This window comes from Pseudomonas sp. HMSC067G02, assembly GCF_001813485.1.
GTDB lineage: Bacteria > Pseudomonadota > Gammaproteobacteria > Pseudomonadales > Pseudomonadaceae > Pseudomonas > Pseudomonas aeruginosa.
Window position 1 is genome coordinate 46,139 of record NZ_KV812663.1, and the last position, 18,016, is coordinate 64,154.

Annotated in this window: 15 protein-coding genes; 8 read left to right on the plus strand and 7 right to left on the minus strand. The window is 68.3% G+C overall.

Annotation, left to right across the window (positions count from 1 at the left end; genetic code table 11):
* Window positions 1–18 precede the first annotated feature (18 nt).
* Complete coding sequence (locus HMPREF2914_RS11065; protein ID WP_070702820.1) at window positions 19–1,638, minus strand: hypothetical protein; 1,620 nt, start codon at window positions 1,636–1,638, stop codon at window positions 19–21.
* A gap of 176 nt (window positions 1,639–1,814) precedes the next feature.
* Window positions 1,815–2,024, minus strand: coding sequence for a hypothetical protein (locus HMPREF2914_RS11070; RefSeq protein WP_003088759.1), 210 nt, complete (start codon window positions 2,022–2,024; stop codon window positions 1,815–1,817).
* Window positions 2,025–2,537: 513 nt separating this feature from the next.
* On the opposite strand from HMPREF2914_RS11070, the gene HMPREF2914_RS11075 reads away from it, so the two are divergent.
* On the plus strand, window positions 2,538–3,440 hold the full coding sequence (locus HMPREF2914_RS11075) for a LysR family transcriptional regulator (RefSeq protein WP_003139628.1): 903 nt from the start codon (window positions 2,538–2,540) through the stop codon (window positions 3,438–3,440).
* 36 nt (window positions 3,441–3,476) lie between these two features.
* Here the strand turns inward: HMPREF2914_RS11075 and HMPREF2914_RS11080 are convergent, their stop codons facing one another.
* The 5 genes from HMPREF2914_RS11080 to kynB form a co-directional block, all read right to left on the minus strand.
* Window positions 3,477–5,381, minus strand: a complete 1,905-nt coding sequence (locus HMPREF2914_RS11080) for a 10S-dioxygenase (RefSeq protein ID WP_015503000.1) — start codon at window positions 5,379–5,381, stop codon at window positions 3,477–3,479.
* Between the two features lie 39 nt (window positions 5,382–5,420).
* Window positions 5,421–7,295 carry a (7S,10S)-hydroperoxide diol synthase gene (locus HMPREF2914_RS11085; RefSeq protein ID WP_070702821.1) on the minus strand — a complete coding sequence of 625 codons (1,875 nt, stop codon included), beginning with the start codon at window positions 7,293–7,295 and terminating at the stop codon, window positions 5,421–5,423.
* A 285-nt stretch (window positions 7,296–7,580) separates the two neighbouring features.
* On the minus strand, window positions 7,581–8,987 hold the full coding sequence (locus HMPREF2914_RS11090) for an amino acid permease (RefSeq protein ID WP_023091876.1): 1,407 nt from the start codon (window positions 8,985–8,987) through the stop codon (window positions 7,581–7,583).
* A gap of 155 nt (window positions 8,988–9,142) precedes the next feature.
* On the minus strand, window positions 9,143–10,393 hold the full coding sequence (kynU, locus tag HMPREF2914_RS11095; protein WP_023091875.1) for a kynureninase: 1,251 nt from the start codon (window positions 10,391–10,393) through the stop codon (window positions 9,143–9,145).
* 3 nt (window positions 10,394–10,396) lie between these two features.
* Window positions 10,397–11,038, minus strand: coding sequence for a kynurenine formamidase KynB (gene kynB / locus HMPREF2914_RS11100; RefSeq protein WP_023091874.1), 642 nt, complete (start codon window positions 11,036–11,038; stop codon window positions 10,397–10,399).
* Between the two features lie 132 nt (window positions 11,039–11,170).
* Between kynB and kynR the strand changes: the two genes are divergently transcribed.
* From kynR to HMPREF2914_RS11135, 7 genes are all read left to right on the plus strand, one after another.
* Window positions 11,171–11,647, plus strand: a complete 477-nt coding sequence (gene kynR, locus HMPREF2914_RS11105; RefSeq protein WP_003088777.1) for a kynurenine pathway transcriptional regulator KynR — start codon at window positions 11,171–11,173, stop codon at window positions 11,645–11,647.
* A gap of 201 nt (window positions 11,648–11,848) precedes the next feature.
* Window positions 11,849–13,123 (plus strand): aromatic ring-hydroxylating oxygenase subunit alpha, encoded by a 1,275-nt coding sequence (locus HMPREF2914_RS11110; protein ID WP_023091873.1) that lies wholly within the window; start codon window positions 11,849–11,851, stop codon window positions 13,121–13,123.
* Between the two features lie 87 nt (window positions 13,124–13,210).
* Complete coding sequence (gene asnB / locus HMPREF2914_RS11115) at window positions 13,211–15,043, plus strand: asparagine synthase (glutamine-hydrolyzing) (RefSeq protein ID WP_023091872.1); 1,833 nt, start codon at window positions 13,211–13,213, stop codon at window positions 15,041–15,043.
* A 27-nt stretch (window positions 15,044–15,070) separates the two neighbouring features.
* Complete coding sequence (locus HMPREF2914_RS11120; protein ID WP_003088783.1) at window positions 15,071–15,580, plus strand: aromatic-ring-hydroxylating dioxygenase subunit beta; 510 nt, start codon at window positions 15,071–15,073, stop codon at window positions 15,578–15,580.
* 10 nt (window positions 15,581–15,590) lie between these two features.
* Window positions 15,591–16,493: an alpha/beta fold hydrolase gene (locus tag HMPREF2914_RS11125; RefSeq protein ID WP_003109667.1), complete on the plus strand. Its 903-nt coding sequence runs from the start codon at window positions 15,591–15,593 to the stop codon at window positions 16,491–16,493.
* Entirely contained in the window at window positions 16,490–17,146 is a 657-nt protein-coding gene (locus HMPREF2914_RS11130; protein WP_003088789.1) for a hypothetical protein, read from the plus strand. The genes HMPREF2914_RS11125 and HMPREF2914_RS11130 overlap by 4 nt, the downstream gene beginning before the upstream one ends.
* Window positions 17,130–17,978, plus strand: a complete 849-nt coding sequence (locus HMPREF2914_RS11135) for a class I SAM-dependent methyltransferase (RefSeq protein WP_023091871.1) — start codon at window positions 17,130–17,132, stop codon at window positions 17,976–17,978. Before HMPREF2914_RS11130 ends, HMPREF2914_RS11135 begins: the two co-directional genes overlap by 17 nt.
* The last annotated feature ends 38 nt before the right edge of the window (window positions 17,979–18,016 follow it).

An 18,016-nucleotide genomic window follows, 5' to 3' on the forward strand; every position in this document is an offset into this window, starting at 1 on the left:
TTTTGCCGGAGGAGAACCTTATTCCAGTTCGGCTGCGCTCTCTTCCTGGCGTTTCAACCCGGTATGACTGATGGCGTGCAGAGCGGTATTGAACTGTACGGTCTCGTTGAAACCCTTGACGATCTGCGCCAGCTTCTCGCGGGCGCTTTCCAGCTTCTTGAAGCGCTCGCCGAGTTCCAGGCTGCGCTGCTGGACGCTGGCTTCGCGCTTTTCCAGTTCGGCCTGGCGCAGGTTCTGCTGGCTGCGCAACTCTTCGAGGCGTTCCTGCTCGATCTGCAGTACCTCGGCTCGCCGCGCGCTGCTGCGCTCGCGGGCTTCGACGCTTTCCGCGAGTTGTTGCAGGGCCGCGCTGCGCTCGGCCAGGAGACGGTTGCTTTGCTCGGTTTCCCGCTCCAGTGCCTGGCGGTCGTCCTGCAGGCGCTTGTGCCACTGGCGGAGCTGCTTTTCCTTTTCCTGCAATTGCCGCTCCTTCTCGTGCAATTGCGTCTGGAGCGACTCCAGCGACTCCTGCTGCTTGAGCGCTTCCTGCTTCTGCTGGCTCAGTTGCTGGGCCATGCCGGCGAGGTCGGCCAGGGTGCCCTGCACGTCCTGTAGCAGATGCTCGGTATCGTTGCCGATATCGAGCGCGGTATCCGTATCCACGTGGGCTTCATCCTCGGGTTGGCGAATGACGGCGGCGGCCTGGGTGGGCGCCTCTCTGGCGTCGGCCTCGCCCTCGGCGCCGGCCAGGCGTGCGGGCGGCACCCGGAGGCGCAGCGACAGGCTGGGGACCCTGGCCGATACCGGTTCCGGCGCGGGTGCGGCGAGGGGGGAGGGGCTCGGGGGCATGGAGGATTCCTCGGCGGCGTGCAGCGCGGGGTGGAGCAGCTGCGCCAGGTCGGCAAGCTCCTCGCGAAGATGACTGGCGTTGTCGACGAAGGCGCCGATGGCCTCGGCATCCGCTACCTTGGCGGACTGCTCCGCTTTCGTCGCGAACTCGGCTGGCGCCCGACCCTCGGGTGCTGCCGTTTCCGCCTCCGGCCGCGGCTCGGGCTCGGCGCAGCCGGCCTCGGTGACGGTTTCGTCTTCCGCCGCCTCGGGCTCGTCGATGGGCTCCGCCGGCCCGTCCGTGGCCTCGTCCGCATCGTCCGCGGCGAAGACATCGGGAGCGGCGTCTTCGAAAAGGGCCTCATGGACGAGCGGCGGGACGTCCGCGCAGGGTTCCTCGCCATCCAGGGCGGGGCCGTAGCCATGGGGGGACTCGAAGGTGACGAGCTTCATCACCCACTCGCGCTCGAGCACCAGGGAGCGGTGTTCTTCCCGCCGCGAGGGGGCGATGGCCGCGTCCTGCAGGTCGATGAGGTGGTAGGCCAGGTCGCTGGTCCGGCGGTTGCCGGTGGTGGCTTCGCGGACGAGCTGGCGGAACACCTGGATGGCCGCCTCGCAGGCCTCGTCGGTGTCGAGGCGGCCCAGGCGGAAGCCGTCGTCGGTCTTGAACAGGGAGGCGATGTAGACGCGCGAATCGGTTTCGTCGACCTGTTCGTTGAGGCTGTAGGCGATGAAGTTGCGGTCGCTGGCGGGAATGGCGAAACCACACAACAAGGCCGCATTCAGTTCCGTCTGCTCGGCAGTTTCCACACTGATGGTTCGAAGAAGCATAAGCCCTGGAGATCCCGTTGGTGCTTGGAAGGTGTAACGGGCGAGGGTACCGGGAGCTATGGGCGAGGTAACTTGGACGAGTCCTATTGCCTTGTAAGAAAAATCTTGAAGATTTTACTACGCACCGTGCCCAGGGCACCGCGCAGGCTCGTCCGCTCGTACGGGTCCGGCGCGCTTCAGCGATCCGCCATCAGGACGACGATGGCCTCGGCGACGAAGTCGGCATTGCGCTCCAGGGTCTGCAGGTGGTTCATGACGACATCGTAGGTTTCGCCGCCTTCATGGCGCTTCGCCCAGATCGCCAGCTCCTCCAGGGCCATGCCGAGGGCACTCTGGTTCTGGTTGAGACGGCAGAGCAGGGCGACAGTCAGGTCGTGATCCAGCATGGCGGTACTCCTGATCCTGAAAAACTCAGCGTAGACCCCCTGGCGCTCCGCCGACACGGAAGCGGTTCACGAAAAGACGAAGCGGTTCAGCCGCTGCCGACGAGGTGGCCTGCGTTCGTGGCCGGTGCCCACGGCGCGGCGCTTGCGACGGTCCCTGGCAGCTTCGGACCGACCTGGCAAGGGGACCTATCCGAACGGCGAGGGTGGCCCGCGGCCGTGCCGCGCCGCATGGCCAGTTCCCCATGCCGCCTGGCTATACTGGCGGCGCGGGAACAAGACGCCGCCCATGAAGAGCGTCCCGGCCCCGAACGTCGCGCTTCCTGTCATCTCCGCTACCTATCTTTCGTTCTTCTGCCGCGAAACGGCTTTCGGAAGCAGGCTGCCGGCGGTCGTTCGTCGCGCCGTCCCGGGGTTTCCCTGCCCGTGCCGATCCGACCCGTGTTGCCAGCGAGGGGTATGTACGCAATGTCCGTGACCGATGCCAGTTTCCCGATCATCAACTGGTCGAAGGCGATGCCTTCGTTGCGCCAGCTGATGTATTTCGCCTGTGTCGCCGAGTACGGCAGCATCGGCCAGGCCGCCGAGGTGCTGCACGTTTCGCAGCCGTCGCTGTCGCGGCAGATCCAGGCGCTCGAAGTGCACATCGGCGAGGCGCTGTTCGTCCGCGGTCCGGCCGGGGTGAGCCTGACCGAGGTGGGCAGGGTGGTGCATTGCCGCGCGGTGAAGATCATCGCCGAGGCCAAGGCGCTGACCCGCGACATCGGCGACGGCGACGACCGCCAGTTGCACATCGGTTTCAGTCGCTACCTCGATCCCGGCTGGTCCGGCGAGCTGGCCCGGCAACTGAAGGAAGCGCGGGTGTGCAGCGCCGTTTCGCCATCCTGGGCGCCATCGCTGGACCTGCTCAGCCTGGTCCGCGAGTCGTCCCTGGACGCGGCGATCATCGGCGCGCCGCCGAAGGTGGTGCGTGAATACGAGCTGATGGAGATCGGCAGCTACGAGCACGTCATCGCCCTGTCGGAAACCCTGCACCGGCGACTGGCGCCCGACTGGTCGCTGAACGACCTGATCGGCGAGCCGCTGCTGGTACCGAAGGACTCGCTGTTTCCCGCCTACAGCCAGTTCATGAACGATGCGATGGATGCCGCCGCCTTCGCGCCCCGGCGCAGCGTGCGGCCGAACGACCTGAGCATTCTCCTGGCCCAGGTCGCCAGCGGCGACGGCTTCGCCTTCCTGCCGTTGTCGCTGACCAAGTTCGCCTATCCGGGGGTGGCCTTCACCGCTCTGCCGGCGGCGGTCAACGAAGGCTTCCGCCTGCCGGTGGGGCTGGCGGTGTCGCCGACTTCGCGGCTTCGCGCCAGCGACACCCAGTTCGAATGCTTCGTCGAGACCGCGCGGCGGGTCGCCGCCGGTTGAGGGAGGCGGCCGGGAGCGCCGGCCGCGCAAGGGGCTTCAGAGGGTCTTCATGTACTCGACCAGGGCGCGGCGCTGCTGCTCGTTGAACTGCGCGTTGCCGTAGTCGTGGCCGCCATTGGCGTTGCCCGGCTTGCCGCTGTCGAAGAGGAAGCGGTTGGCGCCGCCGGCATCGGTGATGTAGCCGACGTTGACCGGGTCGAACTCGACGCTGCCGGTGTAGAAGGTCCGTGGCCGCAGGTCCGGCGGCAGCAGCAGGTCGTAGAGGGTCGCCACCGAGCCGTTGTGCAGGTAGGGCGGGCTGGCCCAGATACCGTTCAGCGGGCGCGCCTTGTAGGCCATCAGGTCGCTGGTCATCGCCAGGCACTGCTCCAGGCGCTGGGCCTTGTCGCTGCCGGCCGCGACGTTTTCGGCCAGGAGCAGGGCGCCTGGCGCGTCCGCGGCGGGCGCTTCGGCGCTGGCGGCATCGGGGCTGTCCGGAACCGGACTGATCAGCGGCGGTAACTGCCCGTCGAAGATGCCCAGGGCGGCGGTCTGGAAGGCACCCAGGGCGACGCTCAGGCCGCGCGCGGCCAGGGCCTGGACCACCACTTCCTGGAGCACGTCCACCGCATAGGCCTGCTTGCCGTAGAAACCGCGCTGGCCGGTGCCGACGAAGGACAGGTAGGGCTTGCCGCGCACGTAGCCGGTCTTCAGCTGGGCGATGCTGTTGCAGGCGGTCCACGGGTCGGTGCCGATCGGCGCGACCTCGCCGCGCGCCTGCAGGTGGGTGAGCACGGTCTTCACCGGGGTCCGCAGGTCGTTGCGGTCCAGCGGCGTGTGGCAACTGGAGCAATGTTGCCGGTACAGCTCGCGGCCCTCGGCGACCCTGGTCGGCTCCGGGGCGCCGAACAGCTGGTTCGGCCAGGCCGGCGGCTTCAGTTGGCCGAGCTGGTCTTCGATGCGGATCAGGTTGTCGACGTTGATGCTCGACGGGTAGCCGATGTGCAGCGCCGACTGGATCGGGCTGAGCACCTTGACGTCGGCGAATACCCCGACCGCCTCGCCGGCGTTGCGCGCCAGGGCGCCGACGTCGAACTTGCGGTTGTCGATGTCGACCACGTTGATGTGGTTCGGGTTGAAGCCGGTCCACTGCACGCGGTCCAACTGCGGTACGTTCCACAGGAACGGATAGCTCACGGGGGCGTCCTCGGCGCCGTAGATCTGCTCGTCGGCGTGCAGTTCGTAGCCCACCGAGTTGAAGATCGAACCGATGGCGTCCAGGCGGCCCGGGCCGAACTCGGGATCGTGCGGCAGGTTGAAGTGCGAGCCGTCGCGCAGGCGCACGATGGTGGCGTCCAGGGCTGCCTGCAGGCGCGCCTTGTTGGCGTCGTTGTAGCCGCTGACCAGGCCGTCGGCGCCGAGCACCTTGCGGGCGAAGCGCTCGAACTTGGCGGTGTCGGCGCGGGTGTTCTGCAGGGCGCCGAGGATCTCCAGCTGGAAGCCGGCGAGGTCGCCCATGGTCTGCCCGCCGTAGACGGTCAACTGGGTGCCCTGGTAGCTGATGTGCGAGGTGTGGCACATGCTGCAGGTCGGTCCGACCCAGGGTTCCCTGGAGCCCTGCAGGGCTTTCCAGCGCAGCTTGGTGAAGGTCAGGTCGCTGTCGTCGCTGCGGTCGACCGCGTAGCCCTGCACCACCTTCACGCTGGAACCGCCGAGGGTGTGCGGGACATAGCCGTACTGGCGGATCAGCGCGTCGGACATCAGCGGTTCTTCGCTGGCGCGCTGCTCCAGCGCCACCAGCCAGGCCAGCGGCAGCATCCGCGAGCCCTGGCCGGCTTCCAGCCAGGCGGTCTTCTGGGTCTGGTTCCAGCCCTGGTCGAGGTCGACGCCGCTGTCGTCGGCGAATGCCGGGGCACCGGCGAGGACGGAAAGGATGGCAAGGCTGAGTCGCGATAGGGTCATCGGGCGGTTCTCTCTATTGGGCATGTGGGCGGGGCCGGCTCACAGAGTCTTGAGGTATTCGAGCAGCGCCAGGCGCTGGCTTTCGTCGTACTCGCGGGCGAAGTCGTGGCCGGCGTTGGAGTTGCCTTCCAGGTGGGTGTCGAAGAGGAAGGCGTTTTCCGGGCCAGGCCCGGTGAGATAGCCGACCCGGCTCGGATCGAACTCGTGGCTGCCGGTGTAGAAGGTGGTCGGCCGTTGCTCCTGGGGCAGCAGCAGGTCGTACAGCGACGGCACCGAACCGTTGTGCAGGTAGGGCGCAGTGGCCCAGATGCCGTTCAGCGGGCGAGCGATGTAGCCGAGGAACGGATGCTCGGTGTTCAGGCAGTAGTCCTTGCGCGCACTCTTGTCGGCGGGGACTTCGCCGGCGGCGAGGCTCTGCGCCTGGCTGTCGGCAGGGTCGCCGCCGGCCAGCAGCAGTTGTCCGGCGGGCACCGCTTGCAGGCTGTCGGAGCCGGGCAGGGTCTGCTGCCCGGTGACGATGGCGTGGATGATCTCGGCGATGCCGTCGGCCAGCTGGCCTTTCTTGCCGAGCATGATCTGGAACACCTCGGGGACCTGCATGTCGGCGATCTTCGAAGTCCGCCCGACGATGCCGACGCCGCTGGGGGTGCCGAGGGACGGTCGGAACAGGCCGAAGTAGTTGCCGCTGGGGCTGCTGAAGGTGAAGGTGTTGCAGGCCATCCACGGGTCGGTGCCGATCGGCGCGTCGTCGCCATGGGCCTTCAGGCGCACCTGGCGGACCTTGATCGGGGTTTGCAGGTCGTCGCGGCCGATGCTCGCATGGCAGGCCGCGCAGTTCTCCTCGTAGAGGCGCTTGCCCTGGGCCAGCCTGGCGCTGTCCGGGGCGCCGAACAGCTGGCTCGGCCAGGCCGGCGCCTTGAGCTTGTGGATCAGGCCCTCGACACGGGTCAGGTTGTCCACGCGGATGCTCGATATATAGCCCTCCAGGCCGGACAGCGGATGGCTGACCACGTCGCCGTAGTCGCCCTGGACCACGCCGATGTCGCCGGCCAGGTAGCCGAGGTCGAAGACCTGGCCGTTGAGATCGAGGACCTTGACGTTGGGCACGAATCCGCTGGATTGCAGCTTGTCCATCTGCAACGTGTGCCACAGTGCCGGGAAGCTGGTCGGCGCGTCGGTCGGGTTCGCTTGCAGGTGACGGGCGCCGGAGTTGATCGCCGCGCGGTTGAGCGACTGGCCGGTGGCGTCGAGGCGCCCCGGGCCGGGTTGCAGGTCGGTGGCGGACATGCTCAGCAGGGTATCGATCAGCGCCGCGCGCTTGGCCAGGGCGGCCTTCAGCAGGTCGCGGTTGGCCGGGCTGTCCTCGCTGCCGAGGACGTTGCCGGCGAAGCGCGCGAACTTGTCGCCGTCGTCGCTGGTGCGGCGCAGCGCGGCGAGCACTTCGTCGAAGATCGCCTGGACGTTGGCCAGGGTGGCGCCGGCGTCGACGGTCAGTTCGCTGCCGCGGTAACTGATGTCGGTGGAGTGGCAGCCGGCGCAATTCAGCCCGACCCAGGGTTCGCTGGACGACTGGCAGGCTTTCCAGCGCAGGCGGGTGTCGGAGAACTGGCTGTCGTCCTGCTGGTCGAGGGCGAAGCCGCGCGGCAGGCGCAGTTCGCCGCCTTGCCAGTTGCGCAGGGGAAAGCCGAGGCGCCGGGCGTTGCCTTCGGAGAACAGGCGCTCCTCGCTGTCCGGACGCTCCAGCGCCTGGGCCCAGGCCAGCGGCAGCAGCCGCGAACCGAGCGAGGCGTCGTACCAGGAGGCGCGTTGCTCGGCGTTCCAGCCTTGCTCGAGCTGGATTTCGGTGGCGACGGCAGGGCTGCCGGCGCTGGCCAGCGCGGCGGCCAGCAGGACCCGCGAAAAGGTCGGATGCATCGTGTTCCCCTCATGGCTGACGACGTCTGCGTCCCCACAGGGCAGAGCGATGCAGTGCGCTCGATGGCTGGGCGTGCCGCCACTTCGTCCCTGACGGGAGCGCGCCGGCCGCGGCGCGCCGCGGGCCGGAACGTCCGGTTGGGCACTACGCTACGGAGTCGCGGCGGCCGGCGGGTAATGCTTTTTGTGCGACGGAAAAGGTATGGGAAACGGAACCGCCCGGTCCGGAAAGGGCGCGCCGGTCGGGCTTCGCCCTGCGCGCCAGGTTCGCAGGGCGGAGAGCGCCTAGGGCGTTGTCCGCTCTATCGGACAATCCCTGCCGGGCTTGCGGACGAAGACCAGGTAGAGTGCGCTGAGCAGCGCGAGGAACGGCACGCCGAAGACCAGGGTCATGCGGAACGCCTCGGTGAAGAAGGTGGTGACCAGGATCGCCGCCATCAGCGCCAGGCCGAGCAATGTCGACCAGGGCGCCAGGCGCATGCGGAAGGCCAGCGGCGCGCCGCCGTGGCGGGCGCGGTGGCGGCGGAAGCAGAGGTGGGTGAAGAAGATCATCAGCCAGGTGAAGAGGGCGCCGAACATCGACACCGCCATCATCAGGGTGAAGGACTGCTCGGGGTAGACCAGGTTGAGCAGGGTCGCCAGGGCGATACCGACGCTCGACAGCAGCAGCGCGTTCAGCGGCACGCCCTGGCGGCTCAGTTCGCCGAGGCCCTTCGGCGCGTGGCCCGCGCGCGATAGGCTGAACATCATCCGGGTGGTGATGTAGAGCTGGCTGTTCATCGCCGACAACGCGGCCACCAGCACCACGAAGTTCATCACGCCGGTCGCGCCGGGCAGGCCGATCGCCTGCATCACCGTGACGAACGGGCTCTGGCTCTGCCCGGCCTGGTCCCAGGGGACGATGGCGAGCATCAGCGCCAGGGTCAGCAGGTAGAACACCACCAGGCGCACGATGGTCGAGCGGAACGCCGACTTCACCGCCTGTTCCGGATGCTCGGCCTCGGCGGCGGCGACCGCGATCATCTCCACGCTGAGATAGCTGAAGATCGACACCACCACGGCGATCCACATGCCTTTCAGGCCGTGCGGGAAGAAGCCGCCGTGGGCGCTGTAGTTGTGCACGCCGTAGGCCGGGTTGGCGGAGCCGAACACCAGGTAGGCGCCGAGCAGGATGAAGGCGACGATGGCGGCGATCTTCAGTGTCGAGAAGCAGTATTCGAAGTTGCCGAAGGCTTTCACGCTGCTGGCGTTCAGGCCGATCAGCAGGGTCGAGAAGGAGATGATCCAGACCCATTCCGGGATACCGGCGAACCAGTACTTCATGTACATGGCCACCGCCGTGACCTCGGTGCCCACCGCCAGGACGATGGCCGCCCAATAGGCGTAGCGCACCAGGAACCCGGCCAGCGGGCCGACGTAGTGCTCGGCGAAGGCGCCGAACGAGCCGGGGGTGGCGTGGGCCACGGTCATTTCCGCCAGGCAGCCCATCAGCAGCAGGGTGATCAGCGCGCCGATGGCGTAGCTGAGCAGGACGCTGGGGCCGGCGAAGCCGATGGCGAAGGCGCTGCCCATGAACAGGCCGGTGCCGATGGCGCCGCCGATGGCGATCATGCTCATCTGCGCGGCCGAGAGCCGCCGTTGCAGGCCCTGTTCGCGGCGCGAGATGGCCTCGAAGCCCTGGGGGTCGTTCATCTGGATGTCCTCTGGAATCTTATTGGGGTTCTTATGAATTGCCGAGGGAACGTCGGTGGCGATGTGCGGGTGCCGGTCGCGGGCTCCTGTGCGCGAGAGCGGTGGGTGTTCGCGGGCCGCCCCGGGAATACCGGCGCGGCCCGCGCGAGCGGGGCTCAGGTCACCTTGTGCCGGACCTGGTAGCGCGGCTCTTTCCAGGCTTCGCTCTGGAGGATTTCCAGCAACGCCTGCACCGCATCCCAGACCTCGACGAAGCGGGTGTACAGCGGGGTGAAGCCGAAGCGCAGGATGCCCGGCTCGCGGTAGTCGCCGATTACCCCGCGTTCGATCAGGGCCTGGACGATGGCGTAGCCCTGGGCATGCTCGAAGCTGACATGGCTGCCGCGCCGGGCATGCTCGCGCGGGGTCACCAGGGTCAGGCCGAAGCGTTCGCAACGGCTTTCCACCAATTCGATGAACAGATCGGCGAGGGCCAGCGACTTGTCGCGCAGGCGCTGCATGTCGGTCCGGGCGAAGATATCCAGGCCGCATTCGACCAGGGCCAGCGAGGTGATCGGCTGGGTGCCGCAGAGGAACCGGGTGATGCCTTCGCCGGGCTGGTAGCGCGGCTCCATGGCGAACTGGCGGGAATGACCGAACCAGCCGGACAGCGGTTGCCAGACACGCTCGCGCAGGCGCGGCGCGACCCACACGTAGGCCGGCGAGCCGGGGCCGCCGTTGAGGTACTTGTAGGTGCAGCCGATGGCGTAGTCGGCCTCGGCCGCGTGCAGGTCCAGCGGCAGCGCGCCGGCCGAGTGGGCCAGGTCCCAGATCGCCAGGGCGCCGTTTTCGTGGACCAGGCGGGTGACCTCGCGCATGTCGTGCAGGTAGCCGGTCTTGTAGTTGACATGGCTGAGCATCACCACCGCGGTATCCGCGTCGATCGCCGCCGGCAGTTGCTCCGGGCCATCCACCAGGCGCAACCGGTAGCCGCGCTGGAGCATGTCGGTAAGGCCCTCGGCGATGTACAGGTCGGTGGGGAAGTTGCTCGATTCGGAAACGATCACCTTGCGCCCTGGCGCTTCTTCCTCCTGGATCCGCAGGGCGGCGCTGAGCACCTTGAACAGGTTGATCGAGGTGGTGTCGGTGATCACCACTTCGCCGGCGCGCGCGCCGATCAGGGGCGCCAGCTTGTCGCCGAGGCGTTCCGGCAGGCCGCGCCAGTCGGCGCTGTTCCAGCTGCGGATGAGCCCCTCGCCCCATTCCGCGGCGACCACTTCGGCGGCGCGCTCCACGGCGGCCCGGGGGCGGGCGCCGAGGGAGTTGCCGTCGAGGTAGATCACGCCGTCGGGCAGGGCGAACAGTTGGCGCAGGTCGGCCAGGGGATCGCCGGCGTCGAGCGCCAGGCAGTCGTCACGAGTGGTCATCGGTTACTCCGCGGTAGGCAGGGCGCGCAGCACGGCACGCACCGGGCTGGCATCGAGGTGGGTGAATTTCAGCGGCAGGGCGAGCAGTTCGTAGTCGCCGGCGGGCACGTCGTCGAGGACCACGCCTTCGAGGATCGCCATGCCGTGGCGGCCCACCGCGTGGTGGGCGTCGAGGGTCTTGGAGTGCTGGGGGTCGAGCGACGGGGTGTCGATGCCGACCAGCCTGACGCCGCGCTCGGCGAGGCACTCGATGGTGGCCGGAGCGATAGCGCAGAAGCCTTCCGGCCAGTTCGCCGGGACCCGTTCGAAGGTCCGCAGCAGCACCCGCGAGGGCAGGTCGTCGAGCTGGCCGGCGAGGTGTTCGGGGGTCACCAGCGGGTTAGCGCCGATACAGTGGATCACCCGGCACGGTCCCATGTAGACGTCCAGCGGCACCTGGCCGATGGGCAGGCCGTCGGCGCGGTAGTGCAGGGGGCCGTCGACGTGGGCGCCGGTATGCGGCGAAAGGGTGATCCGGCCGACGTTGACCGGGCACTGCTCGTCCAGCCGCGCCGCCCATTCCTGCTGGAACGGCGTGTCGCCGGGCCAGATCGGCGTGCTCGGATCGAGGGCGGGACTGATGTCCCAGTAGCGGAGCGAAGTCATTGTTTTTCTCCGGAAATCCAGCGAATGATAATGAACGAGATTTCGGAGAATTTTCGTGCGAAATGCAAGGTCGCATGGCAATCTATTCGCACAAAATTCGAAGATAGCTATTCATTCTGATAGGAACTGCACATGTCCCTGGACGCCATCGATCTGCGCATTCTCCGTCACCTGCAGCAGGACGGGCGGATGAGCAACCAGGACCTGGCGGAGAAGGTCTCCCTCTCGCCATCCGCCTGCCTGCGCCGGCTGCGCCTGCTGGAAAGCGAGGGGATCATCCGCGGCTACTCGGTGGAGCTGGATGCCGAGCGACTGGGCGTGGAACTGGAAGCCATCGTCCATGTGTCGCTGCGCCAGGACGTCGAGGGTTGGCACGAGGCGTTCATCGCCAGGGTCCGGGACTGGCCGGAGGTGGTCACCGCCTATGTGGTGACCGGCGCCACCAACTATGTGCTACGGGTCCGGGCGCGCAACCTCAAGCACTATTCGGACTTCATCGTGAACAAGCTGAACCGCGCCGCCGGCGTCACCGACATCCGCTCGGAAATCGTCCTGCAGGAGATCAAGGCCGGTGCCGACCTGCTCGACCTGGTGAACCTGAAGAGTTGAACGGGGCGACCCCTCATAAAAGCATGAGTGCAATGAGAGGGACGAATTTTCAGTCGCCGAGGGAAATAATTATTTTGTCTTTTTTCATGGGGTTACGAGTTATTAGCTAATGAATAAATAGTCTGCCGGAATTGATTTTCCCCGTGCTAGGTTTCCTCCGTCCCCGTTGCCGGGTTGTCAACGTTACACGGAGGTTAGGCGGTGAGTGAATATATCGAGACCGACGACGCAAGTTACTTCCGGGTCAGGCGCCAGGCCTATGTTTCCGCGGAACTGCACCGGCGCGAACTGCACGAGATATTCGACGACAGCTGGCTGTATGCCGCCCACCTCAGCGAGCTGCGCGAGCCCGGCGACTTCATCACCCGCGACGTCGGCGGGCGCAACCTGATCATCCAGCGTCGCGCCGATGGCGAGCCGGCGGTCTACCTGAACGCCTGCGCGCACCGTGGGGCCAAGGTCTGCGCCGAGCGCCAGGGCAACAGCCAGCGTTTCACCTGTCCCTACCATGGCTGGACCTACGACAGCCACGGCAGCCTGATCGGCCTGCCGGACAAGGCCGCCTACCAACACGCCGGGCAATGCCATCCGGAGCTGTCCCTGACACGGGTGAAACACGCGATCTACCGCAACTTCCTGTTCATCCACTACGGCGCCCGGCAAGCGTCCCTGGAAACCTACCTGGGCCAGGCGAAGGACTATATCGACCTGATCTGCGACCAGTCCGAGGCGGAACTGGAGATCATCCCCGGCGGCTTCGAGCATTCGATCAAGGCCAACTGGAAGCTGCTCGCGGAAAACGGCGTGGACGCCTACCACCTGCCGTTCGCCCACAAGCGCTACCTGGAATACCTGAATACCCTCGGCACCGATCCGGAGTCGCACAAGCGCCACGGTCGCGGCGAGGCGCTGGGCAACGGCCACGCGCTGATCATCAGCGGCCCGCCGTCCACCGGACGGCCGATCGCCTACTGGAGCCCGTTGTTCCCGGAAGCGCTCAAGCCGTCCATCGCCGCCAAGTTCGAACGCCTGGTGGAACGCTTCGGGCAGGCGCGGGCGGAGGACATCGCCCACACCAACAAAAGCCTGTTCATCTTTCCCAACCTGGTGATCAACGACATCCTCGGCCTGAACATCCGCTCGTTCTTCCCGACCGCCGCCGACGAGGTCAGCGTCACCGTATGGGGCGCCGGCTTCGCCGATGAGACCCGCGAGGAGCGGGCGGCGCGGATCAATGGGCTGATCTCGTTCATCGGCCCGGGCGGTTTCGGCACCCCCGACGACGTCGAGATCCTCGAATCCTGCCAGCGCGCCTACGCCCACGCCGCCCTCGGCTACAGCGATTTCTCCCGCGGCATGGGACCGGCAACCCGCCGCCACGTCGACGAGGAACAGAACCGCGGCTTCTGGCGCGAATGGAGCCGCCGGCTCGGGCAGCAGCCCGCCGCCCTGCGGCGTCTCGCCGTGGCCGTCTGAGCCGTCTTCAACCATCGCTCCCTGCAGATCCCTGCGCGCCGCCCTGGCTACGCGGGGAATAAAGGGTCACTGCAAGGAACGTCATCCATGTGTGGAATCACCGGCTGGACCGACTGGAGCCGCGACCTCGGCGAGCAGCGCAGCATCCTCGAACGCATGACCCGTACCCTGGCCCCGCGCGGGCCGGACGCCGAAGGCCTGTGGCTGTCGCGGCACGCGCTGCTCGGCCATCGGCGCCTGGCGATCATCGACCTGGAGAACGGCGCCCAGCCGATGCTTGCCGAGGCTGGCGGGCGGGTGGCGCTGACCTACAGCGGCGAGGTCTACAACTTCCGCGAGCTGCGCGCCGAGCTGAAGACGCTGGGCCAGGTCTTCCGTACCCGCTCGGACACCGAGGTGGTGCTGCGCGCCTATCTGCAATGGGGCGAGGCTTCCTTCGCCCGGCTCCGCGGCATCTACGGCTTCGCCCTGTGGGACGAGCGCGAGCAGAGCCTGTGGCTGGTGCGCGATCGCTTCGGGGTCAAGCCGCTGTACTACTACCCGACCGCCGGAGGCGTGCTGTTCGCCTCGGAACCCAAGGCGATCTTCGCCAACCCCGAGGCCAACCCGGTGCTCGACGCCAGCGGCATCGCCGAGCTGTTCGCCCTGACCACCGCGCCGACTCCCGGCCACGGCCTGTACAAGGGCCTGCGCCAGGTCCGGCCGGGCCAGGCGCTGCGCTTCGACCGCAATGGTGTGCGCGAGCTGGTCTACTGGGCGCTGCGCGCGGAACGTCACGAAGAGGGCGCCGAGGACAGCGCCGAACGCGCCGGCCAGTTGCTCCGCGAGGCAGTGGCCGAGCAACTGGTGGCTGACGTCCCGCTGGGCAGCCTGCTTTCCGGCGGGCTCGACTCCAGCGCCATCAGCGCCTTCGCGGTGGCCGCGCTGGATGGCGACGCGCGGCGCCTGCCGACCTTCTCCGTGGACTTCCCCGGCGAAGGCCGCGGCTTCGTCCCGACGCCCTGGCAAAGCAGCTGGGACGAACCCTATGCGCAGCTGGCGGCGAACTTCCTCGGTACGCCGCACCGTACCGTGCTGGTCGCCCCGGAAGAGGTGCTGGAACAGGACGAGGCGGTGCTCCAGGCCCGCGACCTGCCCGGCTGGGGCGAGCTGGACGCTTCGCTCTACCTGCTGTTCCGCCAGGTCCGCGAGCACACCACGGTGGCACTGTCGGGCGAGTCGGCCGACGAGGTGTTCGGCGGCTACCCGTTCTTCCACGACCCGAGCGCCCTCGCACACGACGGCTTCCCCTGGCTGGCCGGCAAGAGCGGGCCCTGGCAACTGCTGCGGCGGGAGGTCGCCGAACGGGTGGCGGCGCCGGAATACATCCGGGCGCGCTACCGCGAGGCGCTCGCCGAAGTGCCGCGACTGGATGGCGAGGATGCCGCCCAGCGGCGCCAGCGCGAGGTCGCCTACCTGGCGCTGAGCCGCTGGCTGCCGGCGATGCTCGAACGCAAGGACCGGATGAGCATGGCGGTCGGCCTGGAAGTGCGCGTGCCGTTCTGCGACCACCGCCTGGTGGAGTACGTATGGAACCTGCCCTGGGCGCTGAAGAGCGTCGCCGGGGAAAGCAAGAGCCTGCTGCGCCGGGCCCTGCGCGGGCACCTGCCGCAGGCGATCCTGGAGCGGCGCAAGAGCGGTTTCCCGGCCAACCCCGACCCACGTTACCTGGCGCTGCTGCGCGAGCGGGTCGGCCGCCTGCTCGACGACGGCCGCTCGCCGCTGTTCGAACTGGTGGACGCCGGGCGGGTCCGCCAGGCTCTCGAACAGGGCACGCCGCTGCCCAGCCCGCGTGCCTCGGCGAGTCCGACCGCCGGCCTGGCCTACCTGCTGAACCTGGACCGCTGGCTGACCCGCCATGGGGTCGACATCAGCCTCTGAGCGGCACTTTCTTCCCGGAGGATACTCATGAGCCTTGCCTTGTCCCGTCCCGACAGCGACCTGCTGGCGCGGGTCAGCGATTTCCTCGTCGCCGAAGCCGAGCTGCTCGACGACCGCCTGCTGGATACCTGGTTCGCGCTGTTCGAGCGCGCCGCACGCTACCGGGTGCTGCCCTTGCAGGAGCAACTGGCCGGCCAGGCGCCGGAGGACAGCCTGTACATCATCGACGACGATCACGTGCGCCTGCGCGAGCGGGTCGACAGCATCCTCGGCGGGCATACCTGGATGGAGCAGCCGCGCTCGCGCACCCGCCGCCTGGTGGGCAACGTGCGGCTGAAGCGGGTCGAGGGCGAACTGGTCAGCAGCCGCAGCAACTTCGTCGTCCATCAGTTCCGCAACCGCGAGGCCTGGAACTTCGTCGGCGAAGCCAGCCATGTCCTGCGCGACGGTCCCGAGGGCTTGCGCATCGTCTCGCGGGAGATCCGCCTGGACCACGAGACCATCAGCGCCCAGCGGCGCATCAGCATCATCCTGTGAGGCGCCGCCCATGAGCACCGATCCGTTGCTGCCCGGCTTCGACTACCTGACCCTGCACACCTCCGCCGCGCGCCTCCGCGTCGCCGTGAAGGGCAGCGGCCCGCCGCTGCTGCTGTTGCATGGCTATCCGCAGACCCACCTGGCCTGGCACCGCATCGCTCCGCGCCTGGCCGAGGACTACAGCGTGGTCCTCGCCGACCTGCGTGGCTACGGCGAATCGCGGGCGCTGGACGAGGAGGGCGCCGACTATTCCAAGGCCGCGCTGGCCCGCGACCAACTGGAAACGATGGGCCAGCTCGGCTTCGAACGCTTCACGGTGATCGGCCACGATCGCGGCGCGCGGGTCGGCTATCGCCTGGCGCTGGAGCATCCGCAGGCGGTCGCGGCCTTCGTCTCGCTGACCGTGGTGCCGATCCTCGACAACTGGGCGGCGGTGAACAAGGCCTTCGCCCTCAACGCCTACCACTGGTTCCTCCTCGCCCAGCCGTACGACCTGCCGGAGCGCCTGATCGGCGCCGATCCGGAGCACTTCCTCGACTACACCCTGCGACGCATGGCCCAGGGCCGCGACATCTACCACCCGCAGGCGCTGGCAAGCTACCGCCGGGCGTTCCGCGACCCCGCCGTGCGCCATGCGATGTGCGAGGACTACCGGGCCGCGGTGGGCGTCGATGCCGACGCCGACCAGGCCGATCGCGACGCCGGCCGGCGCCTGCAATGCCCGGTCCAGGTGCTCTGGCAGGAACGCCCCTACGCCGCCGGGCAGCATCCGCTGGAAATCTGGAAGACCTGGGCCGGGCAGGTCGAGGGCGCCGCCATCGGCGCCAGCCACATGCTCCCCGAGGACGCGCCGGACGCGGTGCTGGAGCACCTGCTGGGGTTTCTCGCCAGCCACCGGGAGGCGCTCCGATGAGCGCCGTCGAACGCGATCCGGCAGCGCAGGCGACGCTCTGGCGACAGCGGGTGTTCGAGGTGCACGCGGCGATGTCCGCCTACCTCGCCGAGCGCCATCGGCGCGAAGACCTGGGGGACTGGGTGGCGACCAGCGCACGGATATTCGCCGATCTGCCGGCGACCGACGACCTGCGCGCCGAAGCCTGGCAGGCGGTGTTCTTCCGCGCCCAGGCGCTGATCGAACAGTTCATCGTCGCGCGCCCGGCGGATTACCGGCTCGACGACTGGGCGCGCGCCACCGCGCGGATCTATCGCGCGCTGGAACCGGCGGGACGGGGCGATCCGGCCAGCGCCGCCGACCGCCTGGCACGCCAGGCCGCGCTCTACGGTTCGCGTTTCGAGGTGCAGGCCGAGGCTGACGGGCGCGCGGTATTCCACAACCGTCACTGCGCGATCTGGGACTACCGCGAGCGCGCCCGCGCCCGAGGCGTGCCGATCACCCTGGAGTCGGCCTGCACCTATTGCACCAAGCTGCTGTCGGCGTTCGTCGCCGCCAGCGATTGCCGCGCCGACTGGCGGCTCTACGAAGAGCCGCAAGGCCACGGCTGCGTATGGACCATCACGGCGGACAGCCTCAACCAAGGAGCAGGCGTACATGAACGCGATCATTGAACAGGCGCGCAGCCTGGACGGCTACCAGGATTCCAGCGAACTGCTGCAACGTCGCGACCAGGACTGGGTGCTCGACCGCGCCGGCATCGAGCCGCGCAGCCTGCTCGATCTCGGCTGCGGCATCGGCTCGCTGCTGCTCGGCGGCGCCCGGCGCTGGCCCGGCCTGCAACGGTTGTGGGGCATCGAGCGTTCGCCGCTGCGCCTGGAGCAGGCGCGCGCGCAGTTGCGCGGGGCTGGCGTCGAGGCGCGTCTGCTGGAGGGCGACCTGCTCGACCTGCCGCCGCTGGCGGAACGCTTCGAGCTGATCAGCATGACCGCCGTGCTGCACTGGCTGTATCCCGACGAAGAGCGGCTGTTCCGGTGGGTCGCGCGGCACCTCGAGGCGCAGGGGGTATTCCTGTTCACCTCGCACCATCCGTTCGCCGAGGATGGCCTCGGCGGCGAGGACGACCTGGTCGCCCAGGCCCTGGTCGAAATGGGCCTGGCCGCGCCGGAGCGGGTGGCGGCGCTCTACGCGGAAGCCGGGCTGCTGCCGATGGGCACCCGCACCCGTGGCCGGGAGGCGTTGCGCGAACGCGTCGAACGGCACTTCCGGGTCGACTCCATCGTCTCCCGCCCGGCGGCCCTGCGCGTCGCCGACTCCGCCGAGTACCAGCGTTTCCACGCCGCCACCTTCGGCACCTATTTCGCACCGCTGGTGCCGGCGACGCGCCTGGAGGAATTCTTCGTCCGCCTCGGGCGGATCGCCGAGCGGCGCATGCAGACCGACGGACAGGTCAGCGAAATCCCGGTCAGCGTCTGGCGCTGCCGGGCGCGGGAGGGCGAGGCATAACCTTATGCGCAATCGGTCTGCCGCGCGGCTGAAAATCG